Origin of the sequence: Coleofasciculus sp. FACHB-542, from assembly GCF_014695825.1 — a bacterium.
GTDB lineage: Bacteria > Cyanobacteriota > Cyanobacteriia > Cyanobacteriales > FACHB-T130 > FACHB-T130.
The window spans coordinates 33007-55946 of sequence record NZ_JACJPB010000044.1; the positions used below are offsets into that span (position 1 = coordinate 33007).

At 45.7% G+C, this 22940-nt stretch carries 26 protein-coding genes and 1 tRNA gene; 14 read left to right on the forward strand and 13 right to left on the reverse strand.

Annotated features, from left to right (window positions below; all coding sequences use genetic code 11):
• Positions 1-5 precede the first annotated feature (5 nt).
• Positions 6-1598, reverse strand: a complete 1593-nt coding sequence (locus H6F52_RS16965) for an FkbM family methyltransferase (protein WP_190536184.1) — start codon at positions 1596-1598, stop codon at positions 6-8.
• Positions 1599-1802: 204 nt separating this feature from the next.
• Here H6F52_RS16965 and H6F52_RS16970 point away from each other — a divergent pair, with 204 nt between their 5' ends.
• Positions 1803-2606, forward strand: coding sequence for a hypothetical protein (locus tag H6F52_RS16970; protein ID WP_190527790.1), 804 nt, complete (start codon positions 1803-1805; stop codon positions 2604-2606).
• A 243-nt stretch (positions 2607-2849) separates the two neighbouring features.
• On the opposite strand, the gene H6F52_RS25285 is transcribed toward H6F52_RS16970, so the two are convergent.
• From H6F52_RS25285 to apcD, 4 genes are all read right to left on the reverse strand, one after another.
• The gene (locus H6F52_RS25285; RefSeq protein ID WP_199300601.1) at positions 2850-3500 is read right to left on the reverse strand and encodes a transposase; all 651 of its coding nucleotides are present in this window, start codon (positions 3498-3500) and stop codon (positions 2850-2852) included.
• Positions 3451-4023 (reverse strand): hypothetical protein, encoded by a 573-nt coding sequence (locus H6F52_RS16980; protein ID WP_190527792.1) that lies wholly within the window; start codon positions 4021-4023, stop codon positions 3451-3453. Before H6F52_RS16980 ends, H6F52_RS25285 begins: the two co-directional genes overlap by 50 nt.
• Positions 4024-4181: 158 nt before the next feature.
• Positions 4182-4619 carry a hypothetical protein gene (locus tag H6F52_RS16985; RefSeq protein WP_190429045.1) on the reverse strand — a complete coding sequence of 146 codons (438 nt, stop codon included), beginning with the start codon at positions 4617-4619 and terminating at the stop codon, positions 4182-4184.
• A gap of 428 nt (positions 4620-5047) precedes the next feature.
• Positions 5048-5533 carry an allophycocyanin subunit alpha-B gene (gene apcD / locus H6F52_RS16990; protein WP_190429046.1) on the reverse strand — a complete coding sequence of 162 codons (486 nt, stop codon included), beginning with the start codon at positions 5531-5533 and terminating at the stop codon, positions 5048-5050.
• A gap of 75 nt (positions 5534-5608) precedes the next feature.
• Between apcD and rlmD the strand changes: the two genes are divergently transcribed.
• Positions 5609-7036 carry a 23S rRNA (uracil(1939)-C(5))-methyltransferase RlmD gene (gene rlmD / locus H6F52_RS16995; protein WP_190536185.1) on the forward strand — a complete coding sequence of 476 codons (1428 nt, stop codon included), beginning with the start codon at positions 5609-5611 and terminating at the stop codon, positions 7034-7036.
• 448 nt (positions 7037-7484) lie between these two features.
• Positions 7485-7934: an ATP-binding protein gene (locus H6F52_RS17000; protein WP_190412826.1), complete on the forward strand. Its 450-nt coding sequence runs from the start codon at positions 7485-7487 to the stop codon at positions 7932-7934.
• Between the two features lie 12 nt (positions 7935-7946).
• On the opposite strand, the gene H6F52_RS17005 is transcribed toward H6F52_RS17000, so the two are convergent.
• Positions 7947-8228 carry a DUF6439 family protein gene (locus H6F52_RS17005; protein ID WP_190536186.1) on the reverse strand — a complete coding sequence of 94 codons (282 nt, stop codon included), beginning with the start codon at positions 8226-8228 and terminating at the stop codon, positions 7947-7949.
• A gap of 38 nt (positions 8229-8266) precedes the next feature.
• Here H6F52_RS17005 and H6F52_RS17010 point away from each other — a divergent pair, with 38 nt between their 5' ends.
• Positions 8267-8641, forward strand: a complete 375-nt coding sequence (locus H6F52_RS17010; protein WP_190536296.1) for a DUF2203 domain-containing protein — start codon at positions 8267-8269, stop codon at positions 8639-8641.
• A 109-nt stretch (positions 8642-8750) separates the two neighbouring features.
• Entirely contained in the window at positions 8751-10142 is a 1392-nt protein-coding gene (gene asnS / locus H6F52_RS17015; protein WP_190536187.1) for an asparagine--tRNA ligase, read from the forward strand.
• Between the two features lie 79 nt (positions 10143-10221).
• Here the strand turns inward: asnS and H6F52_RS17020 are convergent, their stop codons facing one another.
• Positions 10222-11130 carry a DUF4394 domain-containing protein gene (locus H6F52_RS17020; protein ID WP_242033975.1) on the reverse strand — a complete coding sequence of 303 codons (909 nt, stop codon included), beginning with the start codon at positions 11128-11130 and terminating at the stop codon, positions 10222-10224.
• A 373-nt stretch (positions 11131-11503) separates the two neighbouring features.
• Between H6F52_RS17020 and H6F52_RS17025 the strand changes: the two genes are divergently transcribed.
• Positions 11504-11779, forward strand: a complete 276-nt coding sequence (locus H6F52_RS17025) for a hypothetical protein (RefSeq protein WP_199300602.1) — start codon at positions 11504-11506, stop codon at positions 11777-11779.
• A gap of 157 nt (positions 11780-11936) precedes the next feature.
• On the opposite strand, the gene H6F52_RS17030 is transcribed toward H6F52_RS17025, so the two are convergent.
• Positions 11937-12416, reverse strand: a complete 480-nt coding sequence (locus H6F52_RS17030) for a MerR family transcriptional regulator (protein ID WP_242033976.1) — start codon at positions 12414-12416, stop codon at positions 11937-11939.
• Positions 12417-12523: 107 nt separating this feature from the next.
• On the opposite strand from H6F52_RS17030, the gene H6F52_RS17035 reads away from it, so the two are divergent.
• Positions 12524-12730 (forward strand): hypothetical protein, encoded by a 207-nt coding sequence (locus H6F52_RS17035; protein ID WP_190536310.1) that lies wholly within the window; start codon positions 12524-12526, stop codon positions 12728-12730.
• Between the two features lie 375 nt (positions 12731-13105).
• Here the strand turns inward: H6F52_RS17035 and H6F52_RS17040 are convergent, their stop codons facing one another.
• Both H6F52_RS17040 and H6F52_RS17045 read right to left on the reverse strand, forming a co-directional pair.
• Positions 13106-13573, reverse strand: a complete 468-nt coding sequence (locus H6F52_RS17040) for a GNAT family N-acetyltransferase (protein ID WP_190439858.1) — start codon at positions 13571-13573, stop codon at positions 13106-13108.
• A 373-nt stretch (positions 13574-13946) separates the two neighbouring features.
• Positions 13947-14018: transfer RNA gene (locus tag H6F52_RS17045), tRNA-Thr, on the reverse strand.
• A gap of 270 nt (positions 14019-14288) precedes the next feature.
• Between H6F52_RS17045 and H6F52_RS17050 the strand changes: the two genes are divergently transcribed.
• The 4 genes from H6F52_RS17050 (at position 14289) to H6F52_RS17065 (ending at position 17637) form a co-directional block, all read left to right on the forward strand.
• Positions 14289-15428 (forward strand): sulfate ABC transporter substrate-binding protein, encoded by a 1140-nt coding sequence (locus tag H6F52_RS17050; RefSeq protein WP_190536189.1) that lies wholly within the window; start codon positions 14289-14291, stop codon positions 15426-15428.
• A gap of 135 nt (positions 15429-15563) precedes the next feature.
• Positions 15564-16421 carry a sulfate ABC transporter permease subunit CysT gene (cysT, locus tag H6F52_RS17055; protein WP_190536190.1) on the forward strand — a complete coding sequence of 286 codons (858 nt, stop codon included), beginning with the start codon at positions 15564-15566 and terminating at the stop codon, positions 16419-16421.
• Entirely contained in the window at positions 16411-17292 is an 882-nt protein-coding gene (gene cysW / locus H6F52_RS17060; RefSeq protein ID WP_190536191.1) for a sulfate ABC transporter permease subunit CysW, read from the forward strand. The genes cysT and cysW overlap by 11 nt, the downstream gene beginning before the upstream one ends.
• 99 nt (positions 17293-17391) lie before the next feature.
• On the forward strand, positions 17392-17637 hold the full coding sequence (locus H6F52_RS17065; protein ID WP_347275919.1) for an NIL domain-containing protein: 246 nt from the start codon (positions 17392-17394) through the stop codon (positions 17635-17637).
• Between the two features lie 58 nt (positions 17638-17695).
• Here H6F52_RS17065 and H6F52_RS17070 read toward each other — a convergent pair whose 3' ends face one another.
• Positions 17696-18343, reverse strand: a complete 648-nt coding sequence (locus tag H6F52_RS17070; protein WP_190412815.1) for a response regulator transcription factor — start codon at positions 18341-18343, stop codon at positions 17696-17698.
• A gap of 202 nt (positions 18344-18545) precedes the next feature.
• Positions 18546-18998, reverse strand: coding sequence for a ferredoxin (locus tag H6F52_RS17075; protein WP_190536192.1), 453 nt, complete (start codon positions 18996-18998; stop codon positions 18546-18548).
• Between the two features lie 304 nt (positions 18999-19302).
• Between H6F52_RS17075 and groES the strand changes: the two genes are divergently transcribed.
• The 3 genes from groES (at position 19303) to H6F52_RS17090 (ending at position 22174) form a co-directional block, all read left to right on the forward strand.
• Positions 19303-19614, forward strand: coding sequence for a co-chaperone GroES (groES, locus tag H6F52_RS17080; protein ID WP_190412813.1), 312 nt, complete (start codon positions 19303-19305; stop codon positions 19612-19614).
• A 121-nt stretch (positions 19615-19735) separates the two neighbouring features.
• Positions 19736-21373 carry a chaperonin GroEL gene (gene groL / locus H6F52_RS17085; RefSeq protein WP_190412812.1) on the forward strand — a complete coding sequence of 546 codons (1638 nt, stop codon included), beginning with the start codon at positions 19736-19738 and terminating at the stop codon, positions 21371-21373.
• A 447-nt stretch (positions 21374-21820) separates the two neighbouring features.
• Complete coding sequence (locus tag H6F52_RS17090; RefSeq protein ID WP_190536193.1) at positions 21821-22174, forward strand: DUF1877 family protein; 354 nt, start codon at positions 21821-21823, stop codon at positions 22172-22174.
• A 107-nt stretch (positions 22175-22281) separates the two neighbouring features.
• On the opposite strand, the gene H6F52_RS17095 is transcribed toward H6F52_RS17090, so the two are convergent.
• Complete coding sequence (locus H6F52_RS17095; RefSeq protein WP_190536194.1) at positions 22282-22854, reverse strand: transposase; 573 nt, start codon at positions 22852-22854, stop codon at positions 22282-22284.
• Positions 22855-22940: the final 86 nt, after the last annotated feature.

Below are 22940 nucleotides of genomic sequence, written 5' to 3' on the forward strand. Positions count from 1 at the left end.
AGGTTTTATAATTCCTGGGTGTGCAAAGCAATTATATTCAATTTACCTTGCAAATCTTCAGCAGAATTAACTGGAATAAGCTGCTGTAGGTAAGGCTGATATCGAAATAGTTGATAGCCTCTGGATGTCAGAAAATCGGCAACAGCTAGATTACTGCTTTTACTACCTGCAATATTTTCGTAAAGTATAGCAGGAGTAAATTCGCTGAGAATCTGGCTGCTTCCCTCTAACACTTTCATTTCATGTCCTTCAGCATCAATTTTCAATAAATCAACCTGCTTGACATGTTCGCGTTCAATTAGACTGTCAAGAGAAAAGCAGTCAATTTCCTCAAAATTACCATGCTGGTTTGTTGCTTCTGCATCACTAGAAACTATTTCGTTAAGTTCACTAGCAGCATGGAGAGACAATCGGGCTGTGCCATTGCGATCGCTTGCTGCTCCTGCACAAACTTTAACCCAACTTAAGTCATTAACTTTACAGGTTTCTTGCAAACAACGAACGCAGCCTGAAAAAGGTTCAACAGCTAGTACGCATCCTTCCGCTCCCACCTTTAAAGCAGCGCTGAAAGTATATACTCCTACATTCGCACCCACATCGATAACCGTCATACCGGGTTTTATCCAGTTTCGCCAAAACTCCATTTCTTTCTCGAACCAGTCTCCTTCAGCAATCAGTACGCTGGTTACAATACTGCGTAAACTTGGTTCAACCGCTAATAATAATTTGCCCTCGAAAGGTACATAAGTTAGTAAACTGTCAGCTTCTTTATTAGTCCATTTCCACTCTACAGAACCTGGCATTTTCTTGCTGATATTTCGCCCAATTTCTAGCCATAAACCAGCAGGTTCTATCTGTTGTATATCTCGATAAGCTAAATGTAGCGCTTGCAGAATAATTGCCGAATTTGCTGCTTTTTGCCTAGCGCGGTTTAAATACAAGAGTCCTTCCCATTGATTATTCATCAAACTAGAAATTCCCAGTTTTAGATTAACTGCAAGGGAATCGGGTGATAGTTGAGCAGCTAAATTTAATAATCGTAGTCCTGTTTTATTGTAAAAGACGAGAGTTGCCCAACACAAAATTTCACTGAATAACAACAGTGCTTGAGAATAGCCATCTTCAATTTGCAGAATTTGAGCTAGTTTCTCATACTGGAAATCTATTAAGCTAGTGGGAGTAGGAGGTAGATATACTATACCTAGAGCAATTGGTTTATCATTGATATAAGCAGGCTGGAGGGTAGCAACAAAGGTAGAAAAAGCTGTCTGCATCGCTTGTTCGCTTTCTCCAATCATGGCTAGGACTAGAGCCAGATGAGCTGTGCAGAGGGGATTACCATCCAACTCTGCCCCCCTATTTAAGGCCTCTAAAGCCATCTCAACATAAAGCGAACGCACAGATGGCTCGTGAGACTGTTCTGCCTCAATGAGTGCCACTACTGCAATATTATTTAAATCTAAGGCGGATGTGGGGTCATCCCAAGAAGTACCATCAAGAATGGTGTTTATACGCGATCGCACATTTGAATCGAGGCAAATACAAGCCTTTTCGAGATATTTCCAATATGCATCAGCAGAAGCCAAAGAAGTTGCCATACTCCAACTCAGTTTTTATCATTTCTTATCAAAGTTAGACTATCATCATCTTAAACTAATATACTTCTAGAAGAAAATATCATATTTATTATAAAAACTTAATCAATCTTATTATATTATTTATACAGCTACAAACGATAAAGAAAAAACTTTAAACTTTTAAAAGACTAGTTATACTTTTTTACTTTTAAGCAGGTGATATAAATGCTTTCTCGATTTCGTCAAAGCTTCAGTCAACTAGTAGGTGCGTCCTTCTTAGCCCTGCTGTGTGTTTTGGCAATTGGAGTATTACAGATACCTCAATTAAATAAACTAAGTTCAAAAGCAAAAATTGCCTCAGCAGAAGAACTAGAAAAAGAAGTAGAAGCAGAAAACATCCGTCTCAATTTGCTCCAGAAATTTCCGGACTTTGGATTTGATAATCTTTTGGCCGACTGGGTATTTCTTGGATTTGCACAGTATTTTGGTGATGATGAAGTTCGTAAAGTTACTGGCTATACCCTCAGCCCAGAATATTTTGAAATAATAGTAAACCGCGATCCCAGATTTCGGGAAGCGTATCTTTTTCTTTCAGCTAGTAGTTCTTTATACGCAGCGCTGCCAGAACGATCTGTTGCTTTGATGGAAAAAGGGCTAAAGTCACTTACTCCTCAAGTTCCACCCAAGTCTTATTTTATTTGGCGTTACAAAGGGATGGACGAATTGTTGTTTTTAGGAAATGCTCAAGCGGCAAGGCAATCCTTTGAGAAGGCAGTGGAATGGGCGAAGGTTTATTCCGATCCAGAAAGCAAATCAGTAGCAGAAATTTCTCGCCAAACATCTGAGTTTTTAGTTCGCAACCCTAATAGCAGAAAGGCTCAAGTGTCTGGCTGGATTTTGGTGTTAACAAATCCAGTTATTGACGATCGCACGCGCAAGATTGCTATCAGTCGGATTGAGGCGCTGGGTGGTAAAGTCATTATTACGCCGGAAGGCGGAGTGCAGGTTCAGCTACCGGAGCAAGATTAAGGGATACCGCGCAGGTAGACTTTACCAGAAGAGATGAGATCGCTCTCTTTAACTTTCCTTCGTAGGTGTTAAAAACAAAACTGCCCCACAGCAAGACTGCTGTAGAGCAAGAGGACAGTTAAACGCTTACTCTAGTTTCCAGAAATCTAGCACCCATTGACTTGCCCTGTGTGACGGTATTTACAGTGTCCATTGAGAGAAATTAAAGGCGCGATAGGCTGCAATCCTGCTTGACTGACAAAATTAAGAAGCAGGAATGCGGGTGAGGACCGTAAATTCACGCTTGCAGGATTCATCGTATTGTCGCTTGGAAGCAAGGGCAGGTTGCGGGTCAGGTGCACCAGGGAGAAACGGAGCAACCTGAATTTTCCATTGCTGTGTAATGGCAAGGCGAATCCAGTTCCAACCCAGTTTGAGGTAACTCATCCCTCGTTGCCAGTGAGCATCGACTTGACGACGCTTGCCTGATACAACGACTTGCACTCCTTGTAATACCAGAAATAACATTGTTAAGGCAATGACAGCGCACAACTGAGACAGGGCAAACTTGTCCCGCAGCCTTGACGCTTCCAGTTTTAACCCGTTCGACTTAATGTCCAAAAACGATTCTTCCACCTGAAACCTCAAGCGATATTGGGCAAAAGTTTGCAGGGTGGTTGGTTCGTCACTCACAATCACCCAGGTTTCATTACTTTGCTTATCATGGGCAAATGCAAGATAGACGCTCGAATAGGGCTTGGTTTTGCCGACTGCAACCCCAGGAGTGAAGTAGGCTTGCCCCGGTTGCAACGCCACCGACGATACTTTGCGCCACTGCCCCTTAAGTTGAAACTGGAATGAGCGCTTAATGCGAATCCGAAAATGCCAACCCAGGGTTTCTTTGAGGTACTTCATCAACTTGCCATTGCTCAAAGCCCCGGTCTGCTAACAGGACAACGGCTACGCCAGGGGGCATCACTCGTGCCGCTTGCCGCAGCACCCGTTGAAGCGTCCACAACCGTACCGTACTGCTCGATTGCGCCACCACTCGCCAAGCTACCGGAACCGTTCTGCCCCGATACACCACCCCAATCCAGACGATGCAGAAACAATTCCACACTACGGTTGTGTCCAAGCTCAGATACAGTCGTTGGCTCTTCCACTGGCAGAGAGCTTGCTTGATGAGGGCATGATGGGCTGAAACAACATCAATTCGTCGATTCGATAACCAACGCCGAAACCGTGGTTGGTGCGACTGAGCAACTTTAGCCCGACTGATGACATACACCTCAAATCTATTGAGATGAACATTTTGGCTTTGAATTATGCCAATCATCATCCAACAGAGCGTTTGCAGATGGCGCACATCTTGCCACGGAATCTCACATTGACCCAGATAAGGACACAACGCATCATAAAGACGGGAAGTAGGTGACATTGATTTGACCGATTAGTGTGGTAACTCATCAGCTTAAATCAAGCTCTGCTTCCCTCCTAGCTTTTGTTCCAGTCCCATGCCCTTTTGTCAGTCAATCAGCGCTGCAATCTATGGTTTGTGCCTACTAAAGGCAAGACAGAAGCTGATGGAGGCGTTGGCTAAAAAGATGGATGTAGCAACAAACGATTTAGTATCAAGCCTAAACCAAACCCGCTCCAAGATACGGCAACGAGAATCCAAAAAGCTTGCAGTGCATTGAATTTAGCAGTTTGAAGGTCTAGTCTAGCTAGGGCACCTGCTGAGAGTAGAACAAAAATATTGGCAAAAATATTAATCCAGGTGAGGATAAAGACCCCAGCCAAAGCTCCGGTTATGACTGAAAGGAAGGCTCTAGTATCGGAATTCATCCAACGGGCAAAAAAGATTCTTAAGAGCCTGATAGGAGCCGTTAAAACCAAAGCTATCAACAAGGCTACTCCTATCTCTAACAGCAAAATCTCCCAGGTATATGTAAAGGAAAACAACCAGCCGTATACGCAATAAGTACCCAGAAGCAACGCCAGGGTTGCCCTAGGCAATCTTTTCAGGAAAGACATTCCATTCGTTGCGCTCCTTTTGGCGTATCAATCTTGTACCAAGAGTCTACACTGAGCTAGCAAACTATGGTCTCCTTTTTAGGCTTTTTTTAGGCTGGGGAGATTTTTGTCTTTTGGGCGATCGCGCAAGATACTACTGCGCCTGCAACTTTGTCCTACGCATTCGTAAGCGATCTTCTTGTGCGATCGCAATCACAGAAGAAGATGATTGATATCGCTCTCCCTGTATGGCTGAGTGGTCATACTAAGAGACGACTGAACTCTAGCCGAGTCATCAATAGGGAACACACGACCAGCCGACAGATTCTGTAGAGAGACTGTCGGTTTTTTGTCGTTACAAGCATGTCGCTACAAGCATAAAGACAAGAAGTGAAGAAGAAAGATTCTTCTTCACCCGCGCTCGCATGTTCTGTTTGATAGCGATAGAATCAGGACATGGCTTGAATAATGTAGTCGAAATAAGGAGCCGCGGCTATTGCATCGTCCTCGCTAAGTAAGTCGAGGGAGGCTTTTTTCAAGCAACGGATAGATTCAGCCATGCCTGGGACAGGAACGCCGAGGGAATTGTACATTTCCCGCACGCCAATCAAACCAATTTTTTCAATCGGTTCCTTGTCACCGGACAGAACTCCGTAGGTAATTAGACGCAAGTACCAGCCGTAATCCCGCAGGCACAGCGCCCGTTGCCTCTCCCCGTAGGCATTTCCCCCTGGCGCAATGAAGTCCGGGCGTTTTTGCCAGAGCTGCTTACTGGCTTCTTGAACAATTTTTTTCTCATTTTCAGCCAGCGTGTTGGCGATACGCACCCGCTGTGCGCCAGTTTGCAAAAAGTCTTTGATGCTGTTGAGTTCGCCACTACTGGGGTAACGAAGTTCGTCGTCTGCTTTGAGAATAACTTGGCTAACTACACTCATGATTATCGGGATGATTCAGAATATCATTCGTAGTTTAACGAGTCCGTGGGACACAAATAAAGAGACAGAGATAATATGTCACTAACAAAATCACTAAATACAGGTTCTAGCGAGGCGGGTGAAGACCTTTGGCAACAAGGTCAACTGGTGGAAATAATCATCAGCGATCTTAGTGACAGCGGTGACGGAGTGGGTCGTTTGGGAGGTCGGGTAGTTTTTGTCCCGGATACGGTTCCGGGCGATCGCGTTCTTGTGCGCTTAGTGCGAGTCAAACCTCAATATGCCCACGGCAAATTGGACGAGATTTTGGAAGCATCTAGCGATCGCATCCGTCCATCCTGCATTGTGGCAGATAAGTGCGGGGGCTGTCAGTGGCAGCATATTGACTACCAACACCAGCTAGAAGCCAAGAGAAATCAGGTGATCCAAGCCCTAGAACGCATTGGCGGGATCGCCCAGCCAACGGTCGATCCCGTCCTGGCAGTTGCCGATCCGTTGGGCTATCGCAACAAAGCGACCTATCCGGTAAAACGGTCATCTACGGGTCAAGTCCAAGCAGGTTATTACCAAAAAGGCAGCCACCACCTGATTAACTTGAATCAATGCCCGGTTCAAGACTCGCGTTTGAATCCCTTGCTGGCAGAAGTCAAGCAAGACATCCAGGACCGGGGTTGGGGAATTTATGACGAAAAACTTCACCGAGGGAAAATCCGTCATTTGGGGCTGCGGATTGGGCGACGCACGGGCGAAATATTGCTAACCTTGGTCGTCAAAGATTGGAATCTCGCCGGGATCGATGCTCAAGCTCAGGAGTGGTTAACTCGGTACCCCCAGCTAGTGGGCGTCTCGCTGAACTGCAATCCCGATCGCACCAATGCAATTTTTGGCACGGAAACCCGCTGTATCGCCGGACAACCTTACTTGCTTGAGGAATTCGCGGGTTTACAGTTCCAAGTGCGTCCCGACACCTTTTTTCAAGTTTATACAGAGCAAGCTGAAGCGCTGTTACAGGCGATCGCTGATGAACTGAATCTGCAAGGCAATGAGGTGCTAGTAGATGCCTACTGCGGCATTGGCACGTTAACCTTGCCGTTGGCGCAGAAGGTAAAGCAGGCAATTGGCTTGGAGATGCAGCCAGAAGCAGTCGAGCAAGCGACTCTCAATGCCCAATTGAATAACATCACGAATGTAAAGTTTTATACGGGAACCGTAGAGACGTTGTTGCCCACGCTGGACGTGAAGCCAGATATTGTATTGCTCGATCCCCCGCGTCAAGGATGCTTTAGCTCAGGACATCCGAAGGACGGTCGCGATGTCTTAGAAACCCTTTTAGAAATTCAGCCGAGTCGGATTGTCTACGTTAGTTGTAAACCCGCTACCCTAGCTCGCGATCTTAAATTATTGTGTCAATCGGGTGCCTATAAGCTAACCCGCGTACAACCTGCTGACTTCTTTCCCCAAACGTCTCACGTTGAATGTGCCGCCGTTCTTGTACGCCAATGACGGCCCTCTGTAGTGTACTTGACTGAGGTTCGGGGTGGCTTTTTTAGAAGATTTTGTTACAATAGAGAAAGTGGTTTATCCTACAACTTTTAGGATAGAAAGCACTCCTCTAGAGGTCAGAAGTTAGCAAGTTATTCGTATCCGTCAGAAAGCTAGCAATTTGCCAAGTAATCTAACGGAAAAATGTAGTTGGTATCCTCGATTAAAAAAAGAGAGTACCGGACAAATACGCAATGATTAATGCTTGGCGATAGGTGTACTTAAGCCTGGACATCATCTCGAATCTACGTGATTCCCCTGATTGTACGCAAGAGATGTTGTACGTAAAGGATGTTGTACGCATAAGATGGGTCTAAAACTACTCGTATCAAAGCTGTATAGCGCTACGCGCATACCCTTCGGCATCTGACTGTTAATTCTATTGAATGAAAGTCTAGAGGTTTTTTGAGTGATTGCTATCTCACAGCGTCCGGTAAGGCGAACTTGGGGCACGATAAGCTTCGCTTCTACCCTCTACCTTTGTCCCGTCCTGGATCTTCTCTTAGCTCAGATTCCATCTCGGTGGCAAGCAGAAATTCGGTTAGGGCTGCAAGAGGCGCTAGTCAATGCGGCCAAACACGGCAATAAGCTCGATCCCAGTAAGACCGTGTCCGTCCGCTTTTCGATGGTAGAAGGACAATACTGGTGGGTAATTTCAGACGAAGGAACGGGCTTTTCTCCCCCCTGTGATTGCCATTCTGACCCCGAACAACATCTCCCTGACGACGAAGCAGAAAGCGGTAGAGGAATGTGTATCCTCCACCAAATCTTCGATCAAGTCCACTGGAACCACCAGGGAACGGAACTTAGACTCTGCAAGCAAGTCAAAAATCGCTTCCGGCAACCCCTGCTTTTCTAACACCCGACTTTTCTAACGGCTGTGTCCATGAGTCGGGCAAGGCGGTGCTGAGATAGATTTGTCCAGCCAGCCTGAAGCCTGCTGAAAGCGCACCAACGCTTCTTCCGGTTGATCTTTCAGGAGGAATACCAGTGCGGCGATGGCTTGTTCGCCAGCGCGAACTTTGCGGTTAGATTTGAGCCGATGCCAATCATTCGGGTGAATACTCAAACGTTCCGCCAGAGCTTGAGCGAGTTCCAGGGTACTTAGTTCGTTCAAGTCAGAGGTTTTAGAAAGCTGGGTCGGTTGAGACATACTTGAAGATAGACTCGCATTTATCCCTACTCTACTGTATGCCGCGCCGTCCCAAAGGATCAGATACATCGCCCCCACTTGGGGATCAAGAGCAATTTGAGCGATCGCTGTTGGAAGTTGAGACTTCGCTTGCCGATCTCAAAGAACGCTACGCCCAAGTGCAGCAAGACAAGCAACGGCAAGCAGAACTCCAGGAACGATTAGACGAGATAAAAAAGGAACAAAAGCTTTCCCAGCAGCGACAACTTCAAGTCGAGCTGCGGCGCATCCGAGAAGAGCTGGATACTATAGAACTTAACTTAGAAAGTCGTCTATTTTCTTGGGACAGTTTAAAAGAACCTTTTTGGCAAGCTGTCCGCTTTGCAGGACTTGGCATTGTTGTAGGCTGGATCTTGAAGTCCTGTGCTGGGTAGGGGTTAGCAGGTTGAAAAGGTGGCAAGTTGAAAGTTAAAGCTTCAACCCTCAATTTTCAACCCTTTAACTATCGAAACCTTCACTTAGCAGATAACAACAGATAACAACATGGTGACTCGACGGATTGCAGACATATTGCGAAATGGTCAGCCAGATGAGCCGCTGACGATCAAAGGCTGGGTACGAACGAAGCGGGAATTGAAAGAATGTGCCTTTGTTGAAGTCAACGATGGCTCATCAATGGCTAATCTCCAAGTTGTACTCAATCCGGATTTGTCAGATTATGGAAACATCATCAAGCAGCTGAACACGGGTGCTTCTGTAGAAGTTGCGGGTGTGCTGGTAGAGTCTCCGGCAAAAGGACAGCGGATTGAGCTGAAGGCAGAAACCGTGAAAGTCTATGGGGAAGCCGATCCCGAAACCTATCCGTTGCAAAAGAAACGTCACTCATTTGAGTTTTTGCGAACAATTGGACATTTGCGATCGCGCACTAATTCCTTTGGTGCCGTCTTCCGCGTCCGCAACGCCTGTTCCTATGCGATCCACCAGTTCTTTCAAGAGCGAGGATTCCTCTGGGTTCATACCCCGATTATCAGCGCTAGCGACTGTGAAGGGGCGGGAGAGATGTTTACCGTCACCAACCTCAATCTAAAGGACATCCCCCGCACAAACGCCCAGGAGATTGATTACAGCAAAGACTTTTTTGGACGCCCTGCCTATCTCACCGTTAGCGGACAACTGGAAGCTGAAGTCATGGCAATGGCATTCAGCAATGTTTATACTTTTGGCCCCACTTTCCGAGCAGAAAATTCCAATACTTCTCGCCATTTGGCAGAGTTTTGGATGGTAGAACCAGAAATGGCTTTCTGCGATTTAGAAGGCAATATGGACTTAGCCGAAGCCTTCCTGAAGCACGTTTTTAAGTATGTGCTGGATACGTGTCCTGAAGACATGGAGTTTTTTAACCAGCGAATTGATAACTCCGTTCTCGCTACAGCGGACAATATCATTAACAACGAGTTTGAACGGTTGACTTACACGGATGCGATCGCGCTTTTGGAAAAAGCCGATAAAAAATTCGAGTATCCCGTCAAATGGAGCTTGGATTTGCAGTCAGAACACGAACGCTATTTAGCTGAAGAAGTCTTCAAAAAACCTGTTATCCTTACTGACTACCCAACAGAAATCAAAGCCTTCTATATGCGCTTGAGCGACGATGAAAAAACCGTCCGCGCAATGGATATATTGGCTCCTAAAATTGGCGAAATTATTGGGGGATCGCAGCGGGAAGAACGTCTGGATGTGCTAGAACGACGAATTCAGGCTCAAGGGCTAAATCCAGCAGATTATTGGTGGTATCTCGATTTACGTCGCTATGGCACGGTTCCTCACGCTGGCTTTGGTTTGGGGTTTGAGCGCTTAGTACAATTTATGACCGGAATGGGCAATATTCGGGATGTGATCCCCTTCCCTCGTGCGCCATTAACTGTAGATTTTTAAGTTCAGTAGGGTGGGCAATGCCCGCCCTACTGAAAGCCCAAAAAGCACAAAGGCAAAGTATGAAATCTTGAAACTATATTTAATTAGCTGACTTGACACGACGGCGGCTGCGACTTAGTAAGGCAAGCGCACCGAAACCGAGCAAAGAGCCAACAGTACCAGGCTCCGGAACGGAGGTGGCAGCAAGACCAACAATATTGCCGCCGCCATTAAAAGTACCCAGTGTTGTAGCAGCACCTGTGGTCAAGTTAATGCTGTAAATGTTCGAGCCAGAAGCTGCGAAGGCATTATTGACAATGCTACCTCCCTTCTTGGTCGTTACAATGTCAAATCCTCCAGTTTCGCCGAAATCAACACCTAGGGAGCCAATCGTGTTCAGAATGCCAGCATTGGGCGGGTTCTGCTGAACCAATGTGTCGAGAGCAAAGTCAATTCCGTACAGTGCGGTTGTGGTTGTCCCAGCAAACGAATTAGTGTAGGCCGCAGCGGTAATATTGGGGTTAGTGCCAAAGTTGGGATCGCCAGCCGCATAGGCTAAGGTTCCATCGGTAATCACGGCACCGCTATCTACGTTAATGCGAAGGTTTTGGTCATTGCTACCGACAAGCCGCAGGCGGTCAGGTACTGGATTGAAGTCAAATCCTGACGTGACTCCTCCAGAGAAGGGAGCGCTGAGGTTACTTACCAAAGTCGCAGCACCTGTGGTGGTATCAATCGTATAAATACCGTTCTTGTCTGTGACACCGTAGAGAAGACCATCGGCTGGTCGAAAGTCGATACCTAGCAAATTTTCGCCCTTAAGCCCCGTGACCTCAACAGTTTTACTAACCTTGGAAAGTTTGCGGTTGAAGAAAACTAGACCGTTATCGTCGTTTAGACCAATCAGCTTCATGGTCGCTGCCTCTGCGGGTTTGGCAACGCCGAGCAGATCGAACATCGTGGCTACAGTTAATGCAGCGATCGCTGTACCAAGCTTAATTAGTTTCATGGGTAGTTCTCCGACTGCTAATTTTTTCTAGTTTTGTCAGTCAAGCTCAACAAGTAACTAAAACTACGCAAATATGCTTAGTTTTAAGGGTGATTGACAATGACTGTGTACTGTACGGAGGAACTATCACTACGGTTTTCAGTCAGAGTCTATCTTTACAAATTCTTTAATTAGCAGCCTCTTTTCGCTCAAAAGATGAAGTTTTGATGAAGTTTTGATGAAATGCTTGTTTAAACTACGTATGGGAAAACTACGGAAAGCAGAAACTTTCAGTTTGTGTTTTAAGGCAGTGTGGGATTAGGTACAAAGCTGTTCAAAACCAATACTCAGAACACTGTGACTTTACCCATAACTTTGCCGCAACGGCAAAGTTATGGGTAAAGTCACAAGCGTCTTGCGAGATTTTGTGAAGCTTGTGACTTATGAGGTGATCGCTAACCGGAACACTAAAGCTATTGTTCTTTTGGCAGCTTTTGCTGAAACGGGTTTAGAGCGTATTTTAGAAGAAGCTTTCGCAGGTCGCTCCATCGATTTTCTTCTAGAGAAGATAGTTCATTACAGCCAGTGGACGTATCAGGAACTAGAAGAAGTCTTGCAATATAACCGGGAAGAGGTGAAAGCTTTATATCCTTCGGGGCGCTCGTCATGAAATGTAATTGATTGCGTCAGGGCGTTGCGCTCTCCGCGTCAGTTCGCGCTTCTTGAGGCGAGCGAACGATTGGCCTGGAGGAGTGCGGAGAGAGCGTAGCCCCTTCACACTCCTCAAAGCTACTTAGTAAATCAGTATTGTTTAACGAGTATTTTTTTTAGCTGGCTTTTCTGGATTGAGTTTTAGCTCGTTGTCTAAAGCTTTCTAAGTCAATAACTTCAGATTTACTAGCCGCTTCCCAAATTTGGTCAATGATTTCCTGAAAGGCTGGTAATACAAGTAGAGTGTACTGTCCGATGCCTCTGTTCCTTTTATCTGCCACTTTTAAGGCAGATATTTGTTTTCCTATATCTGATAGGTCTTTTTCTATCCAGAAGACCTGATCTTCTAAAACTAATATTCTTTTGTCCTTCAGCGTCTTATCCACTTCAACTTTCTCAAAGAAGTCTAAAACTTTGCGGATTGTCTGAAGGGACGTGCTTTCTCGCAAATTGCGTATAGCTTTAATTTCTAAAAGTTGTTGCCAGTTGTAGTAAACCTCTGGCTTCTTCTTGTGGTTCCAAATCCGCTCTGGCACAACCAGTCCAGCGCGATCGAGTGACTGTAGTTGGTTGGATGTAGCTCCAGTCAACTCCATAATCTCTCTTCTGCTGAATCGATCGACTACTGCCATAAAACTATTCAAAACACAAAACTGAATACATTTGTTATGCTTTTAAAAGCATGAGTTAGGTGCAACTACTCATGCTTATCGTTATTCACGAGGATCTGCCAATGTTTTATCTTCCTGGAGAGATTGTTCCTTCCAGTGGTCAGTACGCGGTTTTCTTTGGCGTTAACCGAAAACCCACGGGCGATGAAATCACTTGTATTCGAGGAAATAAGTTTCCACCTGGAATCCTTTCTGGCTACGCATACAAGCTGGTTGACCGGACAAAACATAAGGGCTAAGTACATCCTACTGCTTTTCCGCCTTCACTTGATCTAGGGGGGGCGGAAAACTTAAGTAAAACTGTCGAAAGGAAGGAGGTGAAATAAATAAATGGCGAAGACAAATGAAGGCAAGAAGATTGTCTATGTCCAGGCTCACAAAAAGATAGTGAACGGCAAGACAGTCACCGTACCGACTCATTATCGCTCTACTCCCAACTAGATAAATCCTAGTTGAGGTTTTTCTGAAGGCGAAGTAACTGTAACTGTATTTTACTTCGCCTTTTTCTTTCGCGCCGAGGGGCGGTGCTACGAAATTTTCGTAGTAGAGAAGAGCGCGATCGCGTTGCGCCGAAGAAGTCCGTTCGCTTTTGCTGGAACCATCGCCCCACTCGCTCAAAGCTGTTGAGATATTCTATGCGCTGTCGTAGAAGGGTCTTTTGGCGCAGGCGACTCTAGCTCAAACCCGTGCTTTTTGTACCAGTTGATAAGACCTGGAGTGGTGGCGATATCTTTATGAGTTAAGCAACCGTAGATGCGTCTCATCCCCTTCTGGCGAGCGAAATTAAGCGCAAACTTTAGAAGGTGAGTGCCGAGTCCTTTGTTGCGGTAGTTTCTGGGCTTGAGTTTAAATACTTTCCGCCACCTTGGGATCTCCACGACATCATCATCATCGGAGATAATCAAGTCGCCTATTTTCATTTCTCCTGGCGGATATTCTAGGAGGCATTGAAGCCGGCCAACTTCCTGATTTTGATATTGCAGCTTGACGACAAGAAGCCCAGATTCATCGTCATAATCGCCTTTCATTTGGTACTGGCGACCTTGCTTATCTTTAACTAATTGCTCTATCTCCTGAGTCATCCAGCCGTTCTCGTAGACTTTCTAAAGTGCCAAGGTATGATGGATTCCGCTTGATTCCAAAACCCAAGTCGCTGTTATAGGTGTACTTGTAGCGATCGCGCGATTATCTATAAATTACTTTTTGAAAGTTATTGCTTATGGTGCATTAGGCGTTTATATAGCTTGGGCAGCCCATAGATTATTCCACCAAATTCTAGCTTTAGGGCAGGTCAATCGCTAACTGAGAAGCAAGCTCTATCTACACCAATGAAGTAATTTTAGTGAAAGCTGGAACCATAATATTGCCACTGTTAGATGGAAGCATAAGCCTGCCGTTGCGGCAAAGTTATGGGTAAAGTCACAAGGAAGCTAGAAGGCACAAACGTCACAAAAAAGCTGGTGACAAGATTTGAACTTGCGACCGGCTGATTACAAATCAGCTGCTCTACCCCTGAGCTACACCAGCAACCAATGTATACAATAGCAATTTTTGAATTAAATATCCAGTCCTTTCAGTATTAATACCCAATTCGATTTTAGAAAAACGAGTCTCATAAATTACTCGGCTGATTTGGGCTAGAGCAGCGATCGCCCTCGCCTTCATCTTTGCCAAACCTCTGGCTGAAATTTCCTTGCGTAACTAGACACAAACGTTCTCAGTTGCTGTAGGATGTATGTTCGTAACCATAAATTACGGTATCCCGACCGATGTACCGGGGATTAAAGGAGAGCGTTCATGCGTTTGTGGCAAATTACTCGGCTTAAGGCACTTCAACCGTGGAAACAACAGACAGCCAGATGGCTGAAGGTCACTTCCCGGAAGGGTTTTGTGTCTCTGTTCCTATTGGGGATGAGTTTAAGCGTAGCGATCGCATCTTGCGCCCCCAGTAACTCTAATTCCCCGACAACTACTGCTACAGGTAGTGCTAGTCCCGCGGCAAAAACCGGCGATGCACAAGTAACCCTCGTCTCCTACGCAGTGACTCGCGCCGCGTACGAAAAAATTATTCCCCAGTTCACCGCTAAGTGGAAGCAGGAACACAACCAAAACGTTACCTTCAACCAAAGCTATGGTGGATCTGGCTCCCAAACCCGTGCTGTAATCGATGGTTTAGCGGCGGACGTTGTAAACTTGGCTCTCGCTCTTGATACCGAGAAGATTGAGAAAGCCGGGTTGATTGAAGCTGGTTGGGAGAAAGAAGCACCGAATGGTGCAATTGTCACCAGATCTGTTGCAGCACTGGTTACTCGCGAGGGCAATCCTAAAGGAATTAAAACCTGGGCAGACTTAGCCAAAGATGGCGTGCAAGTCATTACAGCTAACCCCAAAACTTCTGGTGGCGCTCGCTGGAACTTCTTAGGTTTATGGGGTTCTGTGACCAGAACGGGCGGTGATGATGCTAAAGCCCAAGAATTGGTCACTAAAGTTTACAAGAATGTCCCCGTGCTACCGAGAGACGCCCGCGAAGCCAGCGATGTCTTTTTCAAGCAAGGGCAGGGAGATGTTTTAATCAACTATGAAAACGAAGTAATATTGGCTGGACAAAACGGTCAGAAACTGCCTTATGTCGTGCCCGATACGAATATCTCCATCGATAGCCCTGTCGCCGTTGTGGACAAAAACGTTGACAAACACGGTACAAGAGAAATTGCAGAAGCGTTTGTCAAGTTTCTGTATACCCCAGAAGCCCAACGAGAATTTGCCAAGGTGGGATTCCGACCCGTTGATCCGACAGTAGGGGAAGAAGTCGCGAAGCAGTATACCCCAGTTAAAACTCTCTTCACCGCTCAAGATTTAGGGGGCTGGGACGAGATCCAGAAGAAGTTTTTTGATGACGGAACAATTTTTGACAAAATTCAAGCTGGTGGCAGATAAAGACTGACTAGGAGCTAATTGCTAATTGCATCACGATCAACCAACAAAAGATTAAGATTCGTTAGCAATTAGCCACCAGTAAAACCAAGAACAAGTACCAAATTTCATCATCCTTATAATCCTGGATACTTTCCTATGGCTGTATCGGCTCCTCCTCAACAAACTTCTGTGTCGAAAAACCCATTTCACCAGATAACCAGTATGTCCTGGCCTTGGCGGATTACTTTGGGGTATCTCACCTTCATGCTCATCCTGCCCGTGTCCGCCCTTCTGTTGAAAGCAAGTACAGAGAAACCGATTGATTTTTGGAGGATTGCTACCAGTCCCGTCGCTCTTGCGACCTACGATGTCACCTTCATCACAGCCTTGATTGCGGCACTGCTGAATGGGGTGTTTGGCGTTTTGATTGCTTGGGTTTTGGTTCGCTATGAGTTTCCATTCAAACGGTTCATTGATGCAGCCATTGATTTGCCTTTTGCGCTGCCTACTTCAGTCGCGGGTTTGACACTGGCAACGGTCTACAGCGAGAACGGTTGGATTGGTTCCCTGCTAGCACCTTTGGGAATTAAGGTGGCATTCACGCGCTTGGGAGTGGGGGTTGCGATGGTGTTTATCTCCTTGCCATTTGTCGTGCGAACCTTACAGCCTGTATTGCAAGAAATGGAGCATGAAGTCGAAGAAGCCGCTTGGTCTTTGGGAGCCTCTAAATTTCAAACCTTTTGGCGAGTTGTTTTGCCACCTTTAATGCCAGCAATCTTAACAGGTGTAGCGTTGGGGTTTGCCCGTGCTGTTGGAGAATACGGTTCGGTCGTAATTGTGGCGGCAAATGTACCCTTTAAGGACTTAATCGCATCCGTGTTGATTATTCAGCGATTGGAACAGTATGACTATTCTGGAGCAACAGTGATTGGGACTGTTTTATTAGTAATTTCGCTGTTAGTTCTAATCGTAATTAATGTTTTGCAAGCGTGGGGACGAAAGTATGAACTCTAATGTAGCAGGGAAGTCTTTTAATCCAGAATTAAAAACTCCTCAAGTCTCCCCAACCCAGAAGGAAAAAAGCTGGGTAAAAGTTGTTTTGATCGGGGTAGCGATCGCTTACTTGGCTGTGATTTTGTTCATTCCAGCTATCAACGTCTTTATGCAAGCATTTAAGGGAGGGTTTGGCCCGTTTATCCACAATATGACGGAACCCCATTTTCTCCATGCCGTAAAGCTGACTATCTTGATCGCCCTGGTTGTCGTACCGATGAATGTCGTGTTTGGACTCTGTGCAGCGTGGGTGGTCGCACGACATCGATTCCGGGGTCGAACCTTTCTGATCAGCCTTCTAGACATCCCCTTTGCCGTATCCCCAGTCGTCGCTGGACTGATGATCGTGCTGCTCTATGGACGCAACGGTTGGTTTGGTCCACTGCTAGCGGCGGCAAACATAAAAATTATTTTCGCCGCGCCTGCAATGATATTGGCGAGTGCTTTTATTACGATGCCCTTCGTCGCCCGTGAAGTGATTCCCGTTTTGGAAGAAGCTGGTTCAGATCAAGAAGAAGCGGCTAAAACGTTGGGTGCAACTGACTGGCAAATCTTCTGGCGCGTCACTCTGCCGAATATTCGCTGGGGCCTCCTCTACGGCGTCATTTTGACCAACGCCAGAGTCATGGGCGAGTTTGGTGCCGTCTCGGTTGTATCTGGCAATATTGCGGGCAAAACTCAAACTTTGCCGTTGTTTGTGGAGGAAGCTTATAAGCAATACCAGACTCAAGCATCTTTCTCAGCCGCCGTTCTACTTGGGGCACTTGCGTTAGTTACCCTGGTCTTGAAAGAAATTCTAGAGCGTAAAACCAGTATTAAAGATGTTGAATAGGAGGAATTGAGGACTATGTATAGTACAAATGACTTGCCTGTAAATACATCAAAACCTGCTCAATCTACGACTGGGCACGAAGATAACAGACCTACTAAAATGCGTGTCAGAATCCGCATTCCCAAGGAATATCAGGAAGATCCCATCATCTCGCGACTAGTCTCTCACCACGGTGTCACAGTTAATATTGCTGCTGCCCTTTTAGGAGCCAACGCTAGAGATGATGGCTGGTTTGACCTAGAACTCTCAGGATCGACTCGCCAACTTCAAAGCGCCTTAACTTATTTGAATGAACTGGATCTAGAACTGTGGGGCAAATCTGACAGCGAACAAGATGGGTGGTAACGAAAATTTAAAAAGGCAAAATTAATAATTGAAATTATTAATTTTGCCTTTTTATTTGTTAAGCCATATTACTCTCAATCGCCCAACGAGCTAACTCCGTGCGGTTATGGAGATTCGTTTTACCTAACATATTGGATACGTGGCTCTCAATCGTGCGCTGAGAGACGTTCATCTGCTCAGCAATTTCTCGATTTGCCATACCTCTTGCCACAAACTGAACTACTTTCAGCTCGGTCGGGGTTAATTCTACAGTGTCAGGTACCTGGAGTTTCGACCCTCCTTCGGTTCCTCTAGCTGGATGATGAATTAGGCGAGTGGCCTGCTTAAGAGAAGATTCCACTTGCGCCACCAATTCTTCTGGCTCAAAGGGCTTGACCATGTAGACATCTGCCCCAGTATTGAGACCCTTGACTCGGTCTTGACTTTGACCTTTCGCTGAGAGGAATAGAACTGGAATCCAGCTGATGCGGGGATCTTCTCTGACGTGTTGCACAAGGGCAATTCCGTCCATCTCTGGCATCATGACATCACAGATAATCATGTCAGGAATATCATGCTCTAGAACTTCCAGTGCTTCCCGACCATTTTCAGCGGTGATGACTTCGTACCCCCGAAATTCCAGGTAGTCCTTGACCAGCAAAATCAGGTTGGGGTCGTCATCAATCAGCAACAGTCGTTTGTTATCTCTTATACTGGTGTCTTTCATGCTGTGCCACTCGCCAAGCCTGGAATTGTGAAAATTTAAACCGTTTTGTACGTATAGTTTACGTTTTTTTCAGCACCCTGCTGCACCGACTCCTACTAAGTCTAGGCAATTCCTAATAATCTCTTTTTAGAAAATTATAGTCACTGACATGGGTCACAACGACGAAAATCTAGTAGGTACACGGAAGAATATAACGTAGCTACTATGTTACTGTATAGGGTTTTGGTAGTGGATGAACTAAGAAAGCGTATTCTTGCACAATTTTGTTACCAATCAGATGTTCTTGGATAATCCGCTCAATGACTTCAGGAGTCGCTCCACGATACCAAACACCATCTGGGTAAACGACTAGAATTGGGCCTTGGGAGCAAACTCGCAGACAGTTTGCTTTGGTGCGGAAAATGCAAAGAGGGCTTTTGTCGGAAGGCTTGTCTAGTTTTAGCTCTTTAAGTCGCTTTTTCAAGTAATTCCAAGATTCTAAACTGGTTTCCTTGGAGCAACACTGGGGTAAGGTTGGCTCGGCACAGATGAAGACATGGCGCTGAATTTGATTCAGTCCCAAGGTTTGCACACAAGCGGCGAGAGCATTTGGGTCTGGTGCCTGACAAGTTTCTGGAATTTCAGGGCTAGATTCAGCCACTGTGTTTTCAGTCATTATTTATTTGATTTCCTTGGAAGAAGCGAGATATCCGTTTTTTAGGAGATTTTAGCGGTTCCAATTTTTTTAGCAGATTGAGTGCGATCGCGCTATGCCATCCCAATGACTAAAGCCCTCTTTGTGTCTTAAGCATTTCTACTAAAGTCTTCCGACAACCGGATAAGTTCGGGAACCCGTACAAAGAATTTTGTTGCGATCGCACACTGGTTGGGCTAAATTAGCACTCAGAGGTTGAGAGTGCTAATTCTCAACGAACGAATCGTGTGTCTTGAGTCAAACCTGTAATAGGAGCGAAGTTTGTATGGCAGCTGTATCTCTAAGCGTATCCACTGTTAAGCCGCTGGGCGATCGCGTTTTTGTGAAAGTGAGCGCTGCTGAAGAGAAAACCGCTGGTGGAATTCTTCTTCCTGATAATGCCAAAGAAAAGCCTCAAGTAGGGGAAGTCGTCGCTGTGGGACCTGGCAAGCGCGATGACAAAGGCACTCGTGTTGAGTTGGAAGTCTCTGTGGGCGACAAGGTTCTCTACTCCAAGTACGCTGGCACAGACATCAAACTCGGCACAGAAGAGTACGTTCTGCTCTCAGAGAAGGACATTTTAGCAGTCGTTTCATAAAGTTATGAGTTCTGAGTTGAGAGTTCCGAGTTAAAAACATCTGCTTAACTCAACACTCAAAACTCAACGCTCAACACTCCTTCAAAACTCAAAACTCAAAACTCAAAACAACTGAGGAACTATGGCTAAGCGCATTATTTACAACGAAAACGCTCGTCGCGCCCTGGAAAAAGGGATGGACATCCTAGCTGAAGCTGTGGCTGTCACTCTCGGCCCTAAAGGCCGCAACGTGGTACTAGAGAAGAAGTTCGGCGCACCACAAATCGTGAATGATGGTGTCACCATTGCCAAAGAAATTGAATTAGAAGATCACGTTGAAAACACGGGTGTCTCCTTAATTCGTCAAGCCGCTTCTAAGACCAATGATGCTGCTGGTGATGGCACTACGACTGCAACCGTTCTCGCTCATGCAATTGTAAAAGAGGGCTTGAGAAACGTTGCTGCGGGTGCAAATGCAATTTCTCTGAAGCGCGGGATTGACAAAGCCACTGGCTTCCTGGTGGAAAGAATTGCCGAACACGCCAAACAAGTAGAAGATTCCAAAGCGATCGCTCAAGTTGGTACCATCTCTGCTGGTAACGACGAAGAAGTTGGTCGGATGATCGCTGAAGCGATGGATAAGGTGGGCAAAGAAGGCGTCATCTCCCTGGAAGAAGGGAAGTCCATGACCACCGAACTGGAAATCACCGAAGGGATGCGCTTTGACAAAGGCTACATCTCTCCCTACTTCGCTACCGACATGGAGCGGATGGAAGCGGTTCTGGAAGAGCCTTTCATCCTGCTGACCGACAAGAAAATCACGCTTGTCCAAGACTTAGTGCCCGTTCTGGAGCAAGTCGCTCGTGCTGGTCGTCCTCTGATCATTATCGCTGAGGACATCGAGAAAGAAGCACTGGCAACCCTAGTGGTTAACCGCCTGCGGGGTGTGCTGAATGTGGCTGCTGTCAAGGCTCCTGGTTTTGGCGATCGCCGCAAAGCAATGCTGGAAGACATTGCCGTTCTCACTGGTGGTCAGCTGATCACCGAAGATGCTGGTCTGAAGCTGGAAAGCACCCGGTTAGAAATGCTGGGTAAAGCTCGCCGCATCAACATCACCAAGGACAACACCACAATTGTCGCCGAAGGCAACGAAGCTGCTGTGAAGTCTCGTTGTGAGCAAATCCGCCGTCAAATGGACGAAACCGATTCTTCCTACGACCGCGAGAAGCTGCAAGAGCGTCTAGCTAAGCTGGCTGGTGGCGTCGCTGTCGTCAAAGTGGGCGCTGCGACCGAAACCGAAATGAAGGATAAGAAGCTGCGTCTGGAAGATGCCATCAACGCGACTAAAGCTGCTGTGGAAGAAGGGATCGTTCCTGGCGGTGGCACAACCCTAGCTCACCTGACTCCTCAGTTGGAAGAGTGGGCAACTGCCAACCTGAAGAATGAAGAGTTGACAGGTGCGATGATTGTTTCTCGTGCTTTGGCTGCTCCTCTGAAGCGGATTGCTGAAAACGCCGGTCAGAATGGCGCTGTCATCGCTGAGCGCGTCAAAGAGAAGGACTTCAACGTCGGCTACAACGCTGCAACGAATGAGTTCGTCGATATGTTTGAAGCTGGTATCGTTGACCCCGCCAAGGTAACTCGTTCCGCTCTGCAAAATGCCGCTTCTATCGCTGGCATGGTGCTGACAACCGAGTGTATCGTGGTTGACAAGCCTGAGCCTAAGGATGGCGCTCCTGCGGGTGCTGGCGCTGGCATGGGCGGCGACTTCGACTACTAATCGACATAGTTAGTTATTGACTAAACTTTGGGAGCAGCTTGCAAACTGCTCCCATTTTTTTTAGGACTAGCACAGCTTTACTATTCTGGCTTTAGATAAGAGGGTTGTTTGTAATACTCTGTCAGGGTTGAGCTAGTGGGTTCATTTATCATAAGAGACGCGATTAATCGGGTTCGGAACAAACCATCAAAATTGTCTTAATTCTAGTAGATAGGAAAGCGAATTACGTCTGTAGACTGCTGGATTCATCAGATATCGCCTCACCTACTCGAAAAGCTGAAAAGTTATCCGGGTCTTGTAGATTTATTTCTTGAAGCGCATAGCCTGCCTGAATCCCCTGATGATTACTGGCAGGCTATTGAGGAACTTAAAGATGATTGGGAGCAAGAAGAAGAATGCTTTTTATCTACAGTGTTTGAACGAATAACTCTAGAAGTATTTGAACAAGTGAAAGTAGATATTCCTCTTGTTCTTACTGAAGGTAGAAATGAACCCTTCTGGCTCGGAGGTAGAGGCTCGTTAGACTGGTTTTATCTCAAATTTCAAGGGATTGAAATTGGCAATGAAAGATATTATGAAAAGGTAAGATACTTGACGGCTGGTGAAGTTATAGAAGCAACACAAGCTTTATCAGAGCTGAAATCTAAAAATGCTATAAAAATTTGGAATACGCTTTATCCAGCAGCTTCTGAGCTTCCAGATTCAGGTAAAAATGATTTTATAAATTTTTTTAACAAATTATTGAATTATCTTGGAGATGCAGTAATGAGGAAAAACGCAATCTTGTTTTACATGACATAGTTTCAAATATTACCTTCAAAGAATATGCGCAATCGCCAATTCTGTGTAGAGACGCGATTAATCGCGTCTCTACTACAGACAGTTATGACATGGTTTAAAATCGGTTCTTAGGATTCTTTGGACAGTAAATTTGCTGGATTTTCAGAGTCATCTTGCCATTTCAGAGGGTTGCCGACGATATAATGTCTCACCTGAGTCAGAGAATTTTCATCACGGATAATGCGGTCATCAAATCGCGGTTGCCAAGAAAAATCCGGGTTGATTTTTCCAATTTCGTATTTGCATCGTCCTTTATACCAACGAATAACTCTAGAAAGAGAATCTTTAGACAACATTGGATTATGTTGTTTGGTAACTCCACCTCTGCCGCCTATCTTGTCTGTAGAGACGCGATTAATCGCGTCTCCACTTTGATGAATAACCAGAATGCCATGAATGTGATTTGGCATTATAATAAATTCGTCTAGTTGGAAATTCTGGAAATAATTAGTAATTTCACACCAATTATTTTTTGCAACTCTTCCTTCTGCTGATAGTTGCATTTCCCCAGCTACTACATCACTAAAAAAACATCTGCGATCGCCAGTACAGATGGTGACGAAATACCATCCATCACTTGCATAATCCCAACCTTTCAAACGAGTAGATTTAATCCGGTATTTGTTTTCAAATAAAGTCATATAACTGTTAAAAACATATTTGTAGAGATGGGATTAATCTTGTCTCAACCAGGGTTACACTCATAATAATTTTGTATTTTCGTTTG